The sequence below is a fragment of the Solibacillus sp. FSL K6-1554 genome (assembly GCF_038005185.1).
Lineage (GTDB): Bacteria > Bacillota > Bacilli > Bacillales_A > Planococcaceae > Solibacillus > Solibacillus silvestris.
Window position 1 is genome coordinate 556867 of sequence record NZ_JBBOSS010000001.1, and the last position, 15840, is coordinate 572706.

Annotated in this window: 12 protein-coding genes and 1 riboswitch; of the genes, 8 read left to right on the forward strand and 4 right to left on the reverse strand. The window is 39.8% G+C overall.

Features of this window, described 5'->3' with window-relative positions; all coding sequences use genetic code 11:
* Positions 1-55: 55 nt before the first annotated feature.
* Positions 56-2113 (reverse strand): transglycosylase domain-containing protein, encoded by a 2058-nt coding sequence (locus MHB58_RS02820; RefSeq protein WP_065216632.1) that lies wholly within the window; start codon positions 2111-2113, stop codon positions 56-58.
* A 327-nt stretch (positions 2114-2440) separates the two neighbouring features.
* Between MHB58_RS02820 and speB the strand changes: the two genes are divergently transcribed.
* Together speB and MHB58_RS02830 are read left to right on the forward strand one after the other, a co-directional pair.
* Positions 2441-3313 carry an agmatinase gene (gene speB / locus MHB58_RS02825; RefSeq protein WP_014824749.1) on the forward strand — a complete coding sequence of 291 codons (873 nt, stop codon included), beginning with the start codon at positions 2441-2443 and terminating at the stop codon, positions 3311-3313.
* Positions 3314-3899: 586 nt separating this feature from the next.
* Positions 3900-4610: a GDSL-type esterase/lipase family protein gene (locus MHB58_RS02830; RefSeq protein ID WP_340734626.1), complete on the forward strand. Its 711-nt coding sequence runs from the start codon at positions 3900-3902 to the stop codon at positions 4608-4610.
* A 46-nt stretch (positions 4611-4656) separates the two neighbouring features.
* On the opposite strand, the gene MHB58_RS02835 is transcribed toward MHB58_RS02830, so the two are convergent.
* The 3 genes from MHB58_RS02835 to MHB58_RS02845 form a co-directional block, all read right to left on the reverse strand.
* A complete protein-coding gene (locus MHB58_RS02835; RefSeq protein WP_340734627.1) occupies positions 4657-5712 on the reverse strand; it encodes an acyltransferase family protein in 1056 nt (351 codons plus the stop codon).
* 238 nt (positions 5713-5950) lie between these two features.
* The gene (locus tag MHB58_RS02840; RefSeq protein ID WP_340734628.1) at positions 5951-7030 is read right to left on the reverse strand and encodes a GGDEF domain-containing protein; all 1080 of its coding nucleotides are present in this window, start codon (positions 7028-7030) and stop codon (positions 5951-5953) included.
* A 32-nt stretch (positions 7031-7062) separates the two neighbouring features.
* Complete coding sequence (locus MHB58_RS02845; RefSeq protein ID WP_340734629.1) at positions 7063-8142, reverse strand: GGDEF domain-containing protein; 1080 nt, start codon at positions 8140-8142, stop codon at positions 7063-7065.
* A 194-nt stretch (positions 8143-8336) separates the two neighbouring features.
* On the opposite strand from MHB58_RS02845, the gene MHB58_RS02850 reads away from it, so the two are divergent.
* From MHB58_RS02850 to MHB58_RS02875, 6 genes are all read left to right on the forward strand, one after another.
* Positions 8337-8774 (forward strand): DUF1934 domain-containing protein, encoded by a 438-nt coding sequence (locus tag MHB58_RS02850; protein ID WP_008404531.1) that lies wholly within the window; start codon positions 8337-8339, stop codon positions 8772-8774.
* Positions 8775-8776: 2 nt separating this feature from the next.
* The gene (gene argS, locus MHB58_RS02855) at positions 8777-10444 is read left to right on the forward strand and encodes an arginine--tRNA ligase (protein ID WP_014824743.1); all 1668 of its coding nucleotides are present in this window, start codon (positions 8777-8779) and stop codon (positions 10442-10444) included.
* A gap of 338 nt (positions 10445-10782) precedes the next feature.
* A complete protein-coding gene (locus tag MHB58_RS02860) occupies positions 10783-11937 on the forward strand; it encodes an acyl-CoA dehydrogenase family protein (RefSeq protein ID WP_340734630.1) in 1155 nt (384 codons plus the stop codon).
* Between the two features lie 117 nt (positions 11938-12054).
* Positions 12055-12243: riboswitch (cobalamin riboswitch) on the forward strand.
* A 141-nt stretch (positions 12244-12384) separates the two neighbouring features.
* Positions 12385-13332 (forward strand): ABC transporter substrate-binding protein, encoded by a 948-nt coding sequence (locus tag MHB58_RS02865; RefSeq protein WP_340734631.1) that lies wholly within the window; start codon positions 12385-12387, stop codon positions 13330-13332.
* A complete protein-coding gene (locus MHB58_RS02870) occupies positions 13325-14323 on the forward strand; it encodes a FecCD family ABC transporter permease (protein ID WP_008404523.1) in 999 nt (332 codons plus the stop codon). Before MHB58_RS02865 ends, MHB58_RS02870 begins: the two co-directional genes overlap by 8 nt.
* Positions 14323-15789, forward strand: coding sequence for an adenosylcobinamide amidohydrolase (locus tag MHB58_RS02875; RefSeq protein ID WP_340734632.1), 1467 nt, complete (start codon positions 14323-14325; stop codon positions 15787-15789). The genes MHB58_RS02870 and MHB58_RS02875 overlap by 1 nt, the downstream gene beginning before the upstream one ends.
* Positions 15790-15840: the final 51 nt, after the last annotated feature.

Below are 15840 nucleotides of genomic sequence, written 5' to 3' on the forward strand. Positions count from 1 at the left end.
TCTTTCGTGTCACGGACTAGAACCGGATACGAAAGAGCTTTTTTAATTTTTTAATTTATTCCCAAAAGTTCCGCAATGCTTCAAAAGGCAATGATTCAAAGAAATTACCCCAAGAATCCTGATTGAAAAGATCGAATGATGCACATGATTCTGTTGGTACATCTTCAGTTTTCATGTAAACAATACGCTGGCTTGAGCACGACTCGTGCGCCAGTTTACCCGTCCGAATATCGACCGTTACAGGCTCTACACCATTTGGCATTGTAAATGTTTCGTTTGCTTTTCCATCAAGCGCTGTTTCCATAAAATCTATCCACACTTGCTTCGATGCGGCCATATCTGTCTGGACAGATAATGTTTTGCCTTGGTCATAGCCATTCCATACACCTGCCGTTAAGCTTGGTGTAAACCCAATCATCCATTGGTCACTATTTGTCGTTCCTGATTTGGCTGCATATGTGTGGCTCATACGTGAACGCAATGATAAACCTGTTGCCGGAGAATAATCACTGAACACAGGATCGAACATACCTGTCATCATTTGCGTTAAAATAAATGCATCCTGTTTAGAAATTACTTGTTCTTTTTCAGGTTTCTTATATTTGTAAACGACTTTTCCTTTCGCATCGGTAATCGACAATACAGTAATCGGTTGTCGTTTTTCTCCGCCTGCAGCAATGATATTATAGGCGTTTGTTAAATCATACAGCGAGTTTTCGGCAGTTCCAAGTGCAATGGAAGGTATATCTTTTTCGGAATAGTTGAGCCCGAAACGTTTCTGGACATCCCGGAAAGATCGGTAGCCGATGTTTTCCAGTGCTTTCACCGCATAAATATTGTCGGAAATGGCCAATGCCTGTGCCATGGAAAGCTCATGGTCAGCATACTTCTTATTGACGTTTTGCGGTGTATAAGTTGCTCGTCCACTATCATACGTAAAGGTCGTTTCGCTCACATCCAAGAAGGACATAGGTGTGAAATCCTTTTCCAGTGCGGCTGCATACAAAATCGGCTTAATGGCAGAACCAGGCTGTCGGTTACCTAACGCAACTCGGTTAAACGAACTTATACTGTAATCACGTCCGCCGACAAGAGCTGTTACAAACCCTGTATCTGCTTCCATGCTCACAAATCCAACCTGCAATTCACTGTTGGGCATATTCGTTTTGATCGCATTTTCCGCTGCTCGTTGATGTGCCTGGTTAAGTGTTGTTTGAATTGTCCATCCACCTTCACTAATACTCAAGTTTTTCTTTTCTAAAATATCGCTTGCTTCTTCCCATACAACATCTAAAAAGTAAGGAGCGATTGATTTATTTGCAATCCAATCATCACTTTTTAGAGCAACATGTTCTGAAGTGGCATGAGTTTTTTCTTCGTCTGTAATTTTCCCTTGTTCATTCATCAACCGCAAAATTACTTGCTGACGATTTGTCGCCTTTTCCAAGTTATTAATCGGAGAATAATACGTCGGTCCTTTTGGCACACCCGCAAGCATTGAAGCCTCGGCCAATGTCAGATCCTTAACGGATTTGCCGTAGAAGTAACGGCTTGCAGCTTCAGCACCGTACATACCGTGCCCATAATAAACCGTATTTAAATAGCCTTCTAAAATTTCTTCTTTTGAGTAAAATAACTCCAACCGATAAGCAAAAAGGGCTTCATTTAATTTTCGGTTCCATGTTTTTTCATGAGTTAGATAAAGGTTTCGTGCATATTGCTGTGTCAGCGTACTGGCACCTTGCACTTTACCCCCGGCTTTAATATCCGCTAAAACGGCTCCCGCGATCCGGGAAAAGTCAAAACCGCTATGTTCGAAGAAATCTTTATCTTCAACAGCAACAGTAGCATCAATAAGGTAAGGCGATATTTCATCCAGGTCTGTCCAGTAGCGACGTTCCTTTGTAAAATAGTCACCAATCTGATTATGGTTGCTATCTAAAAAAATTGAAGCTTTCGGAACGGTAAGCGGAGGTGCTCCGGCAACTTGCGCATATATACGTAATGAAAGGAACATAACAGCGAAAAAACATAAAAGGGCAATCATAAAGAGTCCGATTTTTTTCGCGAAATTTTTTCGCTTTTTTCGTTTTTTAAATTGCTGTCTTTTCAAGTTTTTCCACCTCATTTCTTTTTTAATAGAGAGCAAACTAAATTTATTCAATTACAAAAAGTAATGAAAATTCTATTGCACTTTTAATGAAAACAACTATACTTTTTCGTAGCGCACCTTACGAATTTAGTCGTATACGCAGCTATTACAAAAGCAATCCATAATGTCGAATTATGTCAGTTGCTCTTAATTATACGAAAATAGCGAAACAAAAGTTTCATATGTTAGATTTAGTATGAGCAACTTCTTCTATCGCTATGCATTCTAAATTAAGAAATCGGTTTAAAATACGTATTTAAAAATAGAGAAAGGTATAGGTGACTGTAAATGAGATTTGATGAAACTTACGCAGGGAATATGTTTATTAAAAGCCACCAAAACTATGAAGAAAGTAAAGCCGTTTTATACGGCATGCCAATGGACTGGACAGTTAGCTACCGTCCCGGTCAACGTTTTGGTCCTGCCCGAATTCGTGAAGTATCGGTTGGTTTAGAAGAATACAGTTTTTACTTGGATCGTGAGCTGGCAGATGTACCGTTTTTTGATGCGGGGGATATTCCACTGCCGTTTGGGAATCCGGAAAAATCATTAGCAGAAATTAAAACGTTTGTCCGTAAAGTACTGGCAGACGATAAAATTCCAGTAGGGATGGGCGGGGAGCATTTAGTATCACTGCCGGTAATGGAAGCTGTCTATGAAAAGTACGAAGATTTAGCGATTATTCATTTTGATGCACATACAGATTTACGTACGGATTACGAAGGGGAGCAATACTCACACGCAACACCAATTCGTAAAATTGCCGATACAATCGGACCGGACAATGTTTATTCATTTGGAATCCGTTCAGGCTTAAAAGAAGAGTTGCAGTGGGCAAAAGAAAACGGCATGCACATTTCATTATTTGAAGTTTTCGAGCCATTAAAACAAGTATTGCCTACATTAAAAGGTCGCAATGTTTATGTGACAATCGACATTGACGTGTTGGACCCTGCACATGCACCTGGGACAGGCACGGTTGATGCTGGCGGTATTACTCCAAAGGAACTATTAGCAGCAATTCATGAAATTGCACGATCTGAAGTAAATGTTGTCGGCTTTGACCTAGTTGAAGTGGCACCAATATACGACCATTCCGAAATAACAGTAAATACAGCTGCAAAATTGATTCGTGAAATGATTTTAGGCTGGGTAAAATAGCACGGGTTTATATAACATAGATATAGTAAGGCATTGCGGGGTTAACTGCTAATGTTATTTTGAAGGTACTCTACGGAGTACCTTTTTTTATTGAATTTTGAGGAGGTGTTGATGCATACAGCATGGGTAACTTGGGAGAAATTCATAGGGAATAATAAACAATCAAAAGTACACTTGCAAAGTAGCTAAAAAGCATGGTATCCCATTCGGGACGATACAGAGCAGATGAATACATTGATCTTCATTTAGACAAATGCTTATGTTCGAAAAAATGTGCCAGGTTACAGTTCAATCTTAAAGGGGTAAAGAATGATATGCTGCTGCCATGACCAAGTGAAATCGGTTGATTCGGGTATTTCGAGGCATTGCGCTAATAACGAAGCATATAACGCATCGATAAAACCCCAAATTATACATAAAGTATTGCATCATACGAGGTGCCAACTGTCAGTAAAAGCCCGATTGATTGGGGTCTGCAGGAGGCGTGGAAATAAGACATTGCAACAGGACGTAGCGAACTTTGTTTATTTGTTCGGCTACTAAACGGGTATAGCATGCCAGAGCCAAGTTAGAAATAGGAGTGTTTATGTTGGAAAAGGGTCATATTGTATTAATAATTTCATTACTAGTAAATGTACTGTTGTTAGGTACAGGGAGCTATGTGGTGAGAAATATCGGTGGACTTGAAGTTGTTAAAACAAAAATGCAGTCAGCACCTTCTCCCAATAAGGATTCTGCTTATTACTTTACGAAAAAAAGCGTCTTTGAACATTCGTCAATTAGTAATATTGATAAAGTATTCATTGGTGACAGTATTTCCGATTACGGAGAATTCCAGGAATACTTTCCTGGTGAGGTTGTGCTGAATCGGGGAATCCGGAATGATTGGACAGAAGGTGTATTGAACCGTATACAGGAAGTAGTGGACCGAAACCCGAAAGAGGCGTATTTAATGATCGGTGTCAATGATATCCGTTATGGAACGGAAGCCGAAGTATTTAAAAGTAACGTCGAGAAAATCGTGGATTCGTTTGAAGGAAAAGATACAAGTCTCGCTATTCAATCAATCCTGCCTGTGAATAACGGGTTATTAGGAAATGAAGTGACAAATGACAAAGTGAAGCGGTTTAATATTATTTTGCAAAAGATTGCGGATGATAAGGGAATTGAGTATATCGATCTGCATTCGAGCTTTACTGATAAAAACGGGCAACTGGATAAGCAGTTCACTGGTGATGGGCTTCATTTAAATGGGAAAGGGTATGAAGTTTGGGTCGATCGGCTTCGCTCAAAATAAAATCAATTATAAAAAAGCTGAACCTCGGAGATGAGGTCCAGCTTTTTTACGTCGGAATCGGTGTCTTTTCTTTCTTGTTTGAAAACCCGCCAAGCAGAATTTTTCCGTTCGGCAGCAAATTTTTGATTAAAATTGAAACAATGATAGGAATGAATATCCCGATCGTTGTGTAACCAATAAGCCCATACGTGAAATAATCATTTAGTATAATATCTGCAAATATATGCAAATACATAATGGAAAGCGAGTGATTTTCTATTTTCTGCAGCCAGTTAATCGACAGTTTTGCTGCGAGCAACTGGAAGCATCCTACTAATACAATTGTAAATGATATGGGAATGACTAAATCTAATATAAAATGGTCATACCGTAAGAACTTCATACTCAATCGGTAATCGATGATATTAATTCGATCAAGCAATACCGCCGTTGCACTCAGGAACAAGGCCGTACTCATCCATCGTTTTGAAATATCCATCCATAGATGTTTGAAATAATACCCGATTGCAAAATAGATGATTGCCATCAGCGCCACATCGAGGTTCCAAATCATTGGAATCGATTGCGCTGCTTCGGAGGGTTTGCCGCCAATGACTTTCATAGCGACGATGCTCTCAAAATTTCCGAGAACATAAAAGAGCCCAAGAATGACAAACTGTTTCTTCCGATTGAAGTAGGTCGTCAACCACATGAATAACAGGTAGGTGAAGAATAATGTCGTCACAAACCAGAAAACACCATATGCTCCTCGAACAAAACGCCCCCCTATGACAAGTGTCCATAAATCATTAAGATACCATTCTAAATTCCAATTGCCTGAAAAAATCTCCATTCCATAACGGACTAGTGTAATACTTGCAAGGAAAAATAGGTAAGGGACGATTAATTGCATAAAACGCTTGTGAATCGTCGGCTTTATTTCCTTTTTATCTAAAATCGGCTTAAAGAACAAACCGCTTAATATGAAAAATGCAGGCATATGAAACCAATAAATATATTTCGCGAGTGGAAAGTCGAGCTCTCCTGGATAATGCCCGATGACGACAAGGATCATTAAGAATCCTTTCGTAATATCCACCCACGTTATCCGTTTATTCTTCATTAATCCACCTCTTAAAAAAATATGCTCCCATTATATACCCTCTTTTCGTGTGAATAGCGCAATGTAACAGCATCGTTATGTAATTGTTAAATAAACGGTAAATCACGGATATAAAGGATTCTTATGGTGTCATAAATCATAAAAGAAATTCACTGCATCTTACAAAGTGGAAATTTTAGGCTGAGTAAAATAAGAAAAAAGGTGTGTTAAAAGTCTTGAAAACTTTTAACACACCTTTTTAGTATCGCTGTTTCATCTGGTTGTAATGGCAGATCTGAATATTTGCCTGATGCTTTGCTCTTAATAAGGCTTCGTATGAAAAGCGGTAAAGCTCTTTAACGCTCTGTCCATTTTGCGGAAAAGAACAGATTCCAATTGCAAGAACGAGCTGACTGGATGGATAATTTTCAAAAGTGAGCTGCTGTACAGCTTTATTGATTGCGTTGGCTAAAGTAACCGCTTCTGCAGGTACCAAATGCGGCAGCACGACATAAAACTCATCACTATCAATTCGCCCGATCAGCGCATTTTTCGGCAGCTGGTCTTTCATTAGTTTTGAGACTTGGACAAGCACCTCATCGCCAGCTTTATAGTGATACATATAATTCAATTCACGAAACTGACGAATATCGATATGAAGGAGCTCAAATGGAATTTTTGCATTCACAAATGATAATAACTTCTGCTCAATCGCAATATTATTCGGCAGCTGTGTAAGCAAATCCGTTTTCCGCATTGCGTATATTTGTCTGATTTGTTTATTTTTATGTTCAAGCTGCATTAAGATTTTTCTAACTGCAAAAAAAGTGATGGTCGAAACAGCAAAGTAAAGGATTAAATAGAACAGATTATTTATTTGAAAACGGTCATAAATAATGAGGACGATAATGTGTTCGATCGTTATAACGAAAAAATAGACCGGTAAATTTTGATAGGTAATCGGACGTTTGAATGCGAAAAAACATGCAATGACTGTCACTACTAAAGTATTCAGCATGATAATGAACGACAATACTGATGTGTACAATAAAACATACCGACTGATCACAATCATAAAACCTGTAATGAAAATTGAAACAGGTCCTCCAAGCAAACCACTAAAAAGTACAAATATAATCCGATTGTTTATTAGCATACCGTGAGCATAGGGAGTAGCCAATGCAGTCAAAATAAAGGCGGCACATCCGAATGTCACACCGACGATAATGGACTTGTATTTATGGATGAAAGGATTATCTTCATATTGTATAAAAGGCCAGAAAATTAAAATCGTAAAGCAAAATAGAATCGAAAAGTTGATTGTTAGCTCCAAAAACATGGCATCACCCCTTGGTAATGTATCGTTACCCCTTATTTTAGATTATTTATATGGAAATAAGAAGATAGTTTTGTTTTTGCCTGCTGTTTTGCCATAACTAAATTTTCCAGGAGCTCCAAAGATGTTTCCCCATTATCAGGAAATGAACTAATTCCAACCGTTACAGATATATGTAAAGATAAATCTTGGGATACTTCGAACGGCTGTTGGGCAATCATATTAATTAGATTATTGGCCTCTACAATCGCAATAGCAGGAGGTACATCCTTTAATATGAGAAGAAACTCCTCACCGCCTAATCGGCCAACATATGCTCCATTTTTATTGGCATATTCCATCAAGTGTTGGGCAAGTTGTTTAATAACAAGATCACCTGTAGAAAAACCATGCCGTAAATTTATCATTTTAAAATCCCGAATATCGACGAGCAATAAATTGAAAGAGGTTTTCTTTTTCATCAGGTTTTTGACAAATTTCTCATTTTCCTTATTGTTTGGCAACTGTGTCAAAAAATCGATCTTTTTCAAATAAGTCGTCTGTTGTACAGTATCATTGGCAAGTTTTATTTGGCGAATGACAAAGTAAATGAAATAAAATGAAAAAATCGTAAAGATGCCATAAAGCAATAAGTATTCATAGCTTTTAGTATGGAAGCAAAGCCCGAGAAATAATGCGATAAATGTTTCAATAAAGCATCCCCAAAAAAATAAAAATATATTTTTTTGCGTCATTTTATATTTACTTGTGACAAAGAATAATATCAGAACAAGTACAATAAAGTTAATATTCAGGAACATCGGTACCCATGCCAAATATGGCAGGAAAAAAAGTCCGATTCCTATAATCAGACCACTGATCAGAATAGCAAATGGCCCGCCTAAAAGCCCACTGTATAACAACGGAATATACTGAATGTTCATCATGAAATCATTCGTAAGGTGAACAGCAGAGAAAGTCAGCACAAGGCCGGTTACACCAAACTTCAATCCAATTACATAAGGCTTCGTTCGACTGATGAATGGTGTCTGTCTAAAGTAGTTGATAAATGGCCAATAAATTAAAAGTGTAAACGTAAATAATATACAGAAGTAAGATAGTAATTCGATTAACATAATAAGCTCCTTTATACACTAATCATTACTGTTCCGAACGAAAATTGCTATAAAAATAGTGGAATTGAAGGAAAATTGTCCAAATCAAGATGATTGAGGGAGTAAGCGCAAAGTTAAGTTCGTTGTTGCTTAAAGAGATATACTTATCCTATAATAAAAAGGTTATAGAAATATATGTATAGGAGCTGACTGCTATGGCGAACGAGAGCGGGAAAACAGTCAAAATTAAACTAGTTTCCTCAATCATTCCAACCGAGGGCGAGCTTGAACAATATGAAATGTGGCTTGAAGGCAGTTGTGTGGAAAAAGGGAACAGTCATTATCTGCGCTATGAGGAAGTTCAGGAGGATCTGCAAATTCAAACGACGATTAAACTGAATGAAGCGAATTCGTTTATTATGCGAAAAGGCGGTGTGAACATGCGTTTGCCTTTAAATCCGGACTTACGCGAGAATGGTCATTATGAAAGTCCATTCGGCTCATTACCTCTTGTTACCGATACACATCAGTTAGCCATAGAAGTAGTACAAAGCGAAAAAGTGTCAGGGCAATTTAAAACGCATTATGACCTTATCATAGGTGGCAACTCAGTTGGCCATTACAAATTAGATATTCAATTTACGGAGGTATAACGATGAACGCAGTAGAACAATTACAGCAATCGATTAAAGCAGCACTCAAAGCGGCAATCGATCAAGCAGGCCTAGTAGAAGCAGGCACGGAAATCAATATTCATTTAGAAACACCAAAGGATAAAGCAAACGGAGACTTCGCAACAAATATCGCAATGCAATTGACAAAATTGGCGAAGAAGCCACCACGTGCAATAGCTGAAGCAATTTTAGCGCATTTAACGACTGAAGGTACAGATATCGAGAAGATTGAAATTGCCGGACCAGGCTTCATGAATATCACAGTACGTAAAGACTTCTTGGCAAGTGTAGTTACAGCTACATTTGAACAAGGCGAAAACTACGGTCGTTCAACTGCAGGCGCAGGAGAAAAAGTACAAGTCGAGTTCGTATCTGCTAACCCGACTGGTGACTTGCATTTAGGACATGCGCGCGGTGCATCTGTAGGCGATTCATTGTGTAATGTATTGGATTTTGCTGGTTTTGATGTATCACGTGAATATTATATTAATGATGCCGGTAACCAAATTAATAACTTGGCGTATTCGTTGGAAGCACGTTATAAGCAAGCGTTAGGTATGGAAGCAGAAATGCCGGAAGACGGATACCACGGTCCGGATATTATCGGAATCGCTGGTAAGCTGGCTGAAGAATACGGTGCGACGATTTTGGACAAGTCCGATGAAGAACGCTTTAAATTTTTCCGTGAGCACGGCTTGAAACTGGAATTGGCAAAACTGCAAAACGACCTTAAAAACTTCCGTGTTGAATTCGATGTTTGGTATTCAGAAACATCTTTATATGAAAACGGTAAAATCGATGTAGCGTTAGACAAACTAAAAGCAAATGGTCATGTGTTTGATGAAGACGGCGCAACTTGGTTCCGTTCAACAACATTCGGTGATGATAAAGACCGTGTATTAATTAAAAACGATGGTTCATACACATATTTAACACCGGACATCGCTTACCATGAAGACAAACTGCGTCGTGGATTTGATAAACTGATCAATATTTGGGGTGCTGACCACCACGGCTATATTCCACGTATGAAAGCGGCAATCGAAGCACTTGGCTATGACCGCGGCACATTGGAAGTAGATATTATCCAAATGGTTCAGCTGTACAAAAACGGTGAGAAATTCAAAATGAGTAAGCGTACAGGTAATGCTGTAACGATGCGTGAGTTAGTAGAAGAAGTAGGCTTGGATGCTGTACGTTATTTCTTCGTTAAAACGGCAGGGGATTCACATATGGACTTCGATTTAGACTTAGCGGTATCACAATCGAACGAAAACCCAGTATATTATGCACAGTATGCACATGCGCGTATTTCATCGATTTTACGTGCAGCTAACGAGCAAGGTTTCGAAGCTTCATTGGAAAACCTGAACTTGCTAGTAGCAGAAAAAGAAGAAGATGTACTGAAAAAAGTCGGCGCATTCCCGCAAATTGTGGCAGATGCAGCAAAACACCGCACACCACACCGTATCGCAAACTATATTCAAGACTTGGCAGCTGCATTCCATAGCTTCTACAATGCAGAAAAAGTATTGAACCAGGATAACAAAGAGCTGACAGAAGCTCGTTTAGCATTAATCACAGCAGTAAAAACAACATTGGCGAATGCACTGAAACTAATCGGCGTAAGCGCACCTGAAAAAATGTAATTCAACTATTTAAAGCACTCTATTTTCTGTATACGAAAATAGGGTGTTTTTTCTTTGAGGATTGTGAGATTTCTACTGTAAGCGTGATTCGTTTTACGTTTCGAGAGCAACAGTTCTCCTTTTGAGGTGCTATCTTCCACATTAAGTTGAATCAGTTCTCCTTTTTCCGTAATTTGTTCCAATTCCGCCAGCAAACCTTCCAATTACAAAACAGGGAAACGCATCTAGTGTAATCCCTATAAAGGAACTGGGGATATCTATTGACTTGTAATTTCCCGAAACGTACTATTAAATTTGACTTCTATATACAGGACAATAAATATGAGGTGGTGCTTTCCATGAGCAAGGAATTATTTATTCAAACCGACGAGCAGCAACAATGGCTGAAAAAGTTAGAAACAATATCAGAGAGCGTGAAAGTAAATGCTCAGCAAACAGATGAACAAGCAACATTTCCATTTGAAAATTTCCGGAAGCTGCGTGAAATCGGCTATACAAAAATAACGCTGCCAAAGGAATATGGCGGGGATGGCTTCACAGTCTATGATGCGCTATTACTGCAGGAAACATTGGCGAGCTATTGCGGAAGCACCGGGCTGGCTGTTTCGTGGACAATTCAAAATGTAGGCGAGATTTTCGAAAATCGTTACTGGGATGAACAAAAGCTCGACTGGTTTGGTAAACAGGTTGCAAATGGCGCGACAGTCAATCGTGCGGTAAGCGAGTTTGCAATGGGAAGTCCAGTACGTGGCGGACGTCCGGGAACTTCAGCAAAAAGTGATGGGGATTATTATGTAATTAATGGACGTAAAAACTATACGAGCGGTGCACCGGACCTCGACTATTTTTTAGTTTCGGCATGGATTGAAGATGAGGGACAGCTAGGATTTTTCCTCGTTCCGAAAACGGCTGAAGGGGTATCGGTCGAAAATACATGGGATGTTGCATCAATGCGTGGTACGGGAAGCGATGATTTAGTGCTCGATAATGTACGAGTTGATAAAACAAACTTAGTGGAATTACCGAGTTATTCAACCGGATTTAAACTGAACGGCTGGTTGCTGCTTATCCCGGCAACCTATTTAGGCATTGCCCAGGCTGCACGCGATTACGCAGTTAATTTTGCGAATAGCCATTCCCCGAACAGTATTCAAGGAACGATTGCCCAGCTGCCAAATGTACAAACACTGATTGGCGAAATGGATTTGGCGTTGACGAGAGCACGCTTTACGATTTACGGAGTTGCGGGACTATATAATGACCCGATTAAAAAGGCGATACTAGTCAATGAAATCAATATTGCGAAACATGTAGTGACAAATACAGCAATCGAAGTTGTCGATAAAGCGATGCGTCTTGTTGGGGCAAAAAGCCTGCAAAGATCAAATCCGCTTCAACGCTATTACCGTGATGTCCGTGCAGGTCTGCACAATCCGCCAATGGATGACATTACGATTAAACGTTTAGCAGAAACGGCAATTGAAAAAGCTTAAAAGCAAAGGGGTAAGCAGTTCTTTTATTCGTAATTTCAGCGAAATAAGAAGAATTATCTGAAACTTTGGCGATTGAGCACACATTTTTCTGAATATCAGCTATAATAGAGCTATTAATTTTATATGGACGATAAAGGTTCTTGCTCACTGATAGAGTAAGGAGTAAAAGGGAAATCGGTGCAATTCCGATGCGGTCCCGCCACTGTAAATGCTAGTTGAGAGCAGTATGCCACTGAAAAACTTTCGGGAAGGCGCTTATCAACGTTATGCATAAGCCAGGAGACCTGCCTTTATAATGCCCTAAAATAAACCTACGAGGATAGGATGTGGCGGATAAATTCTTTTTCCATTGAATTTTATTTGCATACGTAAAGCTTCCTTCATTTTTAGTAGGAAGCTTTTTATTTTTGTAGAAAATTATACAACGAAATTTTGGAGGTTATTATTTTGAAAAAATGGCAACTGCTATCTTCCGCAGCATTACTTACATTAACATTGGCGGCATGCAACTCGGAAAAAGCAACAGATGAACAATCAGCAAAAGACAATACAGAAGTAACTGAAGCAGCACAATTCCCGGTAACTATAAAAGATGCCTTGGACAAAGAAATCACGCTTGAAAAAGCACCAGAGCGCATTATTACATTGGCTCCATCCAATACGGAAATTTTATTCGGACTAGGGTTAAACGATGAAATTATTGCTGTGAACGACAATGATACATATCCTGAAGAAGCATTATCTAAAGAATCAGTTGGCGGCATGGAATTTAATCTAGAACAAATAATTAGCCTGCAGCCCGACTTAGTTGTTGCACATGAATCGGGATTGTACAGCTTCAATGAACAGGCGATTGCTCAGCTTGAATCAGTAGGAATTCCTGTATTTGTTGTAAAAGATGCGAAAACATTTGAAGAAACATATGACACAATCGAACAAATTGGCAATTTGACGAATAAAGAAAAAGAAGCAGAAGAAATGATCATCTCCATTAAAGAGGGGATTGAAGAAATTGAAGTGAAAGTAGCCGACCTGGAAGAGAAGTCCGTATTTGTTGTTGTTGGGACAAATCCGCAACTATATGTTGCTGGACAGGAGACGTTCATTAGTGAAATGCTTGATGTATTAAATGTAGAAAATGCCGTTCCGGAACTCGGGTGGCCGCAGTACAGCTCGGAGCAATTTGTAAAGAGCAATCCGGATATCATTTTAGTAACATATGAAAACGACTTGGCAGCAATCGAGGAAAATGATGCATATGCAGAAATGGATGCTGTGAAAAACGCCAATGTGAAATTAGTCGATAGCGATACGACAAGTCGACAAGGTCCGCGTATTGTAGAAGGTATTGAATCAATTGGGGAAGCAATTTATCCAGAGGTATTCAATGAATAAAAAATATTCAATCGCCTATGTACTATCGATTGGATTGCTTTTAAGCAGTATATGGATTGGCATTTCGTTCGGGTCAGTTAATATTCCGTTTTCGACATTGTGGGATAAAACAACAGATCCGGTTGCATACAGTATTTTGTGGAAAATCCGAATGCCACGCGTCATTTTAGCCGCATTAATCGGGGCTTCTTTAGCAATTGCGGGGGCAGCATTCCAAGGGTTGCTTAAAAACCCTTTGGCAGATCCATACACATTAGGTATTTCATCAGGGGCCTCGGTAGGTGCGGTAATGACAATCTTTTTAGGCATTTCCATACCGGTGCTCGGTGTATTCACTTTGCCGGTATTCAGTATGGCTGGAGCTGCATGTACGATGATCATCGTCCTGACATTTGCCAGACTTGTTGACCGCTCGATGAAAATGGAGACGCTGATTTTGACGGGAATTATTTTCAGCTCGTTTTTAGGGTCCTGTATTTCCTTAATGGTCGCACTTACTGGTGAACAGCTACGAGAAATCATCGGCTGGCTTCTAGGAAGTGTATCGATGCGAGGGTGGCCATATGTCCGGATGGTTCTGCCATTTATGGTGCTTGGTACAGCAATTATTTGGCTGACTCGCCGTGAATTGAATGCGATGATTTATGGAGAAGAGCGTGCCCAGTATTTAGGGGTAAATGTTAAGCGCAGCAAGTATATGATATTGGCGGGTGGTTCCATTCTAACAGGAGCGGCTGTTGCTGCATCCGGGACAATTGGATTTGTCGGATTAGTAGTACCGCATATGATTCGCCTGCTAATCGGAGCAGACCATCGACATTTATTGACATTGTCGTTTTTGAACGGTGCAAGCCTGCTCGTCATTTGTGACTTAGTATCACGTACAATTATTTCCCCTATTGAACTGCCGATTGGTGTTATTACTTCCTTTATTGGAGCACCTGTCTTTGCCTATATTTTCTTCAAGCAACGTAGAAAGGTTGTTGCATAATGTTAAAAGTAAATAATCTATCCGGCGGTTACGGTGGGAAAACGGTTGTGAAAAATATGACGTTTCACGTGGAAAAAGGAAGAATTCTCGGGATTCTTGGTCCAAACGGCAGCGGAAAATCGACATTACTGAAGATGATCAGTGGTGTGCTGAAATGTGAAACAGGCGAAATTATTATTGAAGAGAAACCGCTTAAAAGCTATGATAACAAGCAATTAGCGAAAAAGATGGCCGTACTCCCCCAATTAAATGCAAGCGCATTTACAAACAGTGTATATGATGCGGTTTCGTTAGGACGCTACCCTCATCAGAGCGGTTTTTTTTCATCTTGGACGGAAGAAGATGAAACGACGGTACAGCGGGCGATGGAAAGCACAGGTGTTTCGCAATATAAAAATCAATACTTGGAGTTTTTATCCGGCGGCGAGCAGCAAAGGGTATTTATTGCACAGGCACTTGCACAAAATTCGGAGCTGCTTCTATTGGATGAACCGACAAACCATTTGGATATCGCGCATCAAAAGCAGATTTTGGATATGATTCGGATGCAAGTTGAGGTGCATGGGCTGACAGTTGTCTCGATTTTCCATGATATTAACTTGGCATCGCTTTATTGTGATGAGCTGCTGCTATTGGAAAATGGTGAAGTACGGGCGTTTGGCGAACCGCATGAAGTCGTGCTGCAAGAGCAGATTGCCGATGTGTATCAGGCTCGAATTGCGACATATCCCCATCCGGAACTGCCAAAACCGCAAATTACGATGCTGCCAACGAATGAAATGGAAAGAAAAGCTGCGGCAATCCATATCAACAAGTTTCAAATAACTAAAGACTATATTGAATATCAGGCACAGGCACCGCTAAAAGTAATTTCATCAGCTGTTCATAATGCCGGCATAGGCTGGTATGACACATTACTCAACCGTTCCATTGCTCCTGAATACGATATTTATAATGTGAAAGAGGAAACGGAGCATTTTTTGAAAGAGCGCAAGTTTTCTCCAACAAATACGGTCGTCATGCTGACAGCCGTGGAAACAAGCTGCGCGTCAATTCGTCACTTTTCGAAAAATAATGCAGATATCCTTGTCATGGTAACAGCAGGGGTAGGCAACAGTGTTGACGTTACGAAAACATATTTGCGCGAAGAAGAGCCACATATCGGTACGATTAATACATGGGTAATCATTAATGGTAAGCTGACAGATGAAGCATTTATTCAGGCGATGATTACGGCAACAGAAGCCAAAACGAAAGCATTGGCAGATCAGCAAATAAAAGATGCAGTAACAAATACGATAGCAACAAGCACCGCAACGGACAGTTTATTAATTGCCGCTACCCAACAAGGTGAAGAAATGCCGTATGCCGGACCTATTACAGAAATCGGCAAACTGATCGGCCGGGCCGTTTTTGAAGTGACGATCGAGGCGATTAAGAAATATAAACAGCATTATAATAAATGAAAAACCTTAAAGGAAAAAGCGTACGCATGGAAAAAGAGTGTCGATATACTT

Excerpts from the sequence above, each read along its gene's own strand:
- MHB58_RS02870 (WP_008404523.1), top strand. The coding sequence starts at position 13,325 with ATGAATAAAAAATATTCAATCGCCTATGTACTATCGATTGGATTGCTT.
- MHB58_RS02835 (WP_340734627.1), bottom strand. The coding sequence starts at position 5,712 with ATGAAGAATAAACGGATAACGTGGGTGGATATTACGAAAGGATTCTTA.
- MHB58_RS02840 (WP_340734628.1), bottom strand. The coding sequence starts at position 7,030 with ATGTTTTTGGAGCTAACAATCAACTTTTCGATTCTATTTTGCTTTACG.
- MHB58_RS02850 (WP_008404531.1), top strand. The coding sequence starts at position 8,337 with ATGGCGAACGAGAGCGGGAAAACAGTCAAAATTAAACTAGTTTCCTCA.
- argS (WP_014824743.1), top strand. The coding sequence starts at position 8,777 with ATGAACGCAGTAGAACAATTACAGCAATCGATTAAAGCAGCACTCAAA.
- MHB58_RS02830 (WP_340734626.1), top strand. The coding sequence starts at position 3,900 with ATGTTGGAAAAGGGTCATATTGTATTAATAATTTCATTACTAGTAAAT.
- MHB58_RS02845 (WP_340734629.1), bottom strand. The coding sequence starts at position 8,142 with ATGTTAATCGAATTACTATCTTACTTCTGTATATTATTTACGTTTACA.
- speB (WP_014824749.1), top strand. The coding sequence starts at position 2,441 with ATGAGATTTGATGAAACTTACGCAGGGAATATGTTTATTAAAAGCCAC.
- MHB58_RS02860 (WP_340734630.1), top strand. The coding sequence starts at position 10,783 with ATGAGCAAGGAATTATTTATTCAAACCGACGAGCAGCAACAATGGCTG.
- MHB58_RS02875 (WP_340734632.1), top strand. The coding sequence starts at position 14,323 with ATGTTAAAAGTAAATAATCTATCCGGCGGTTACGGTGGGAAAACGGTT.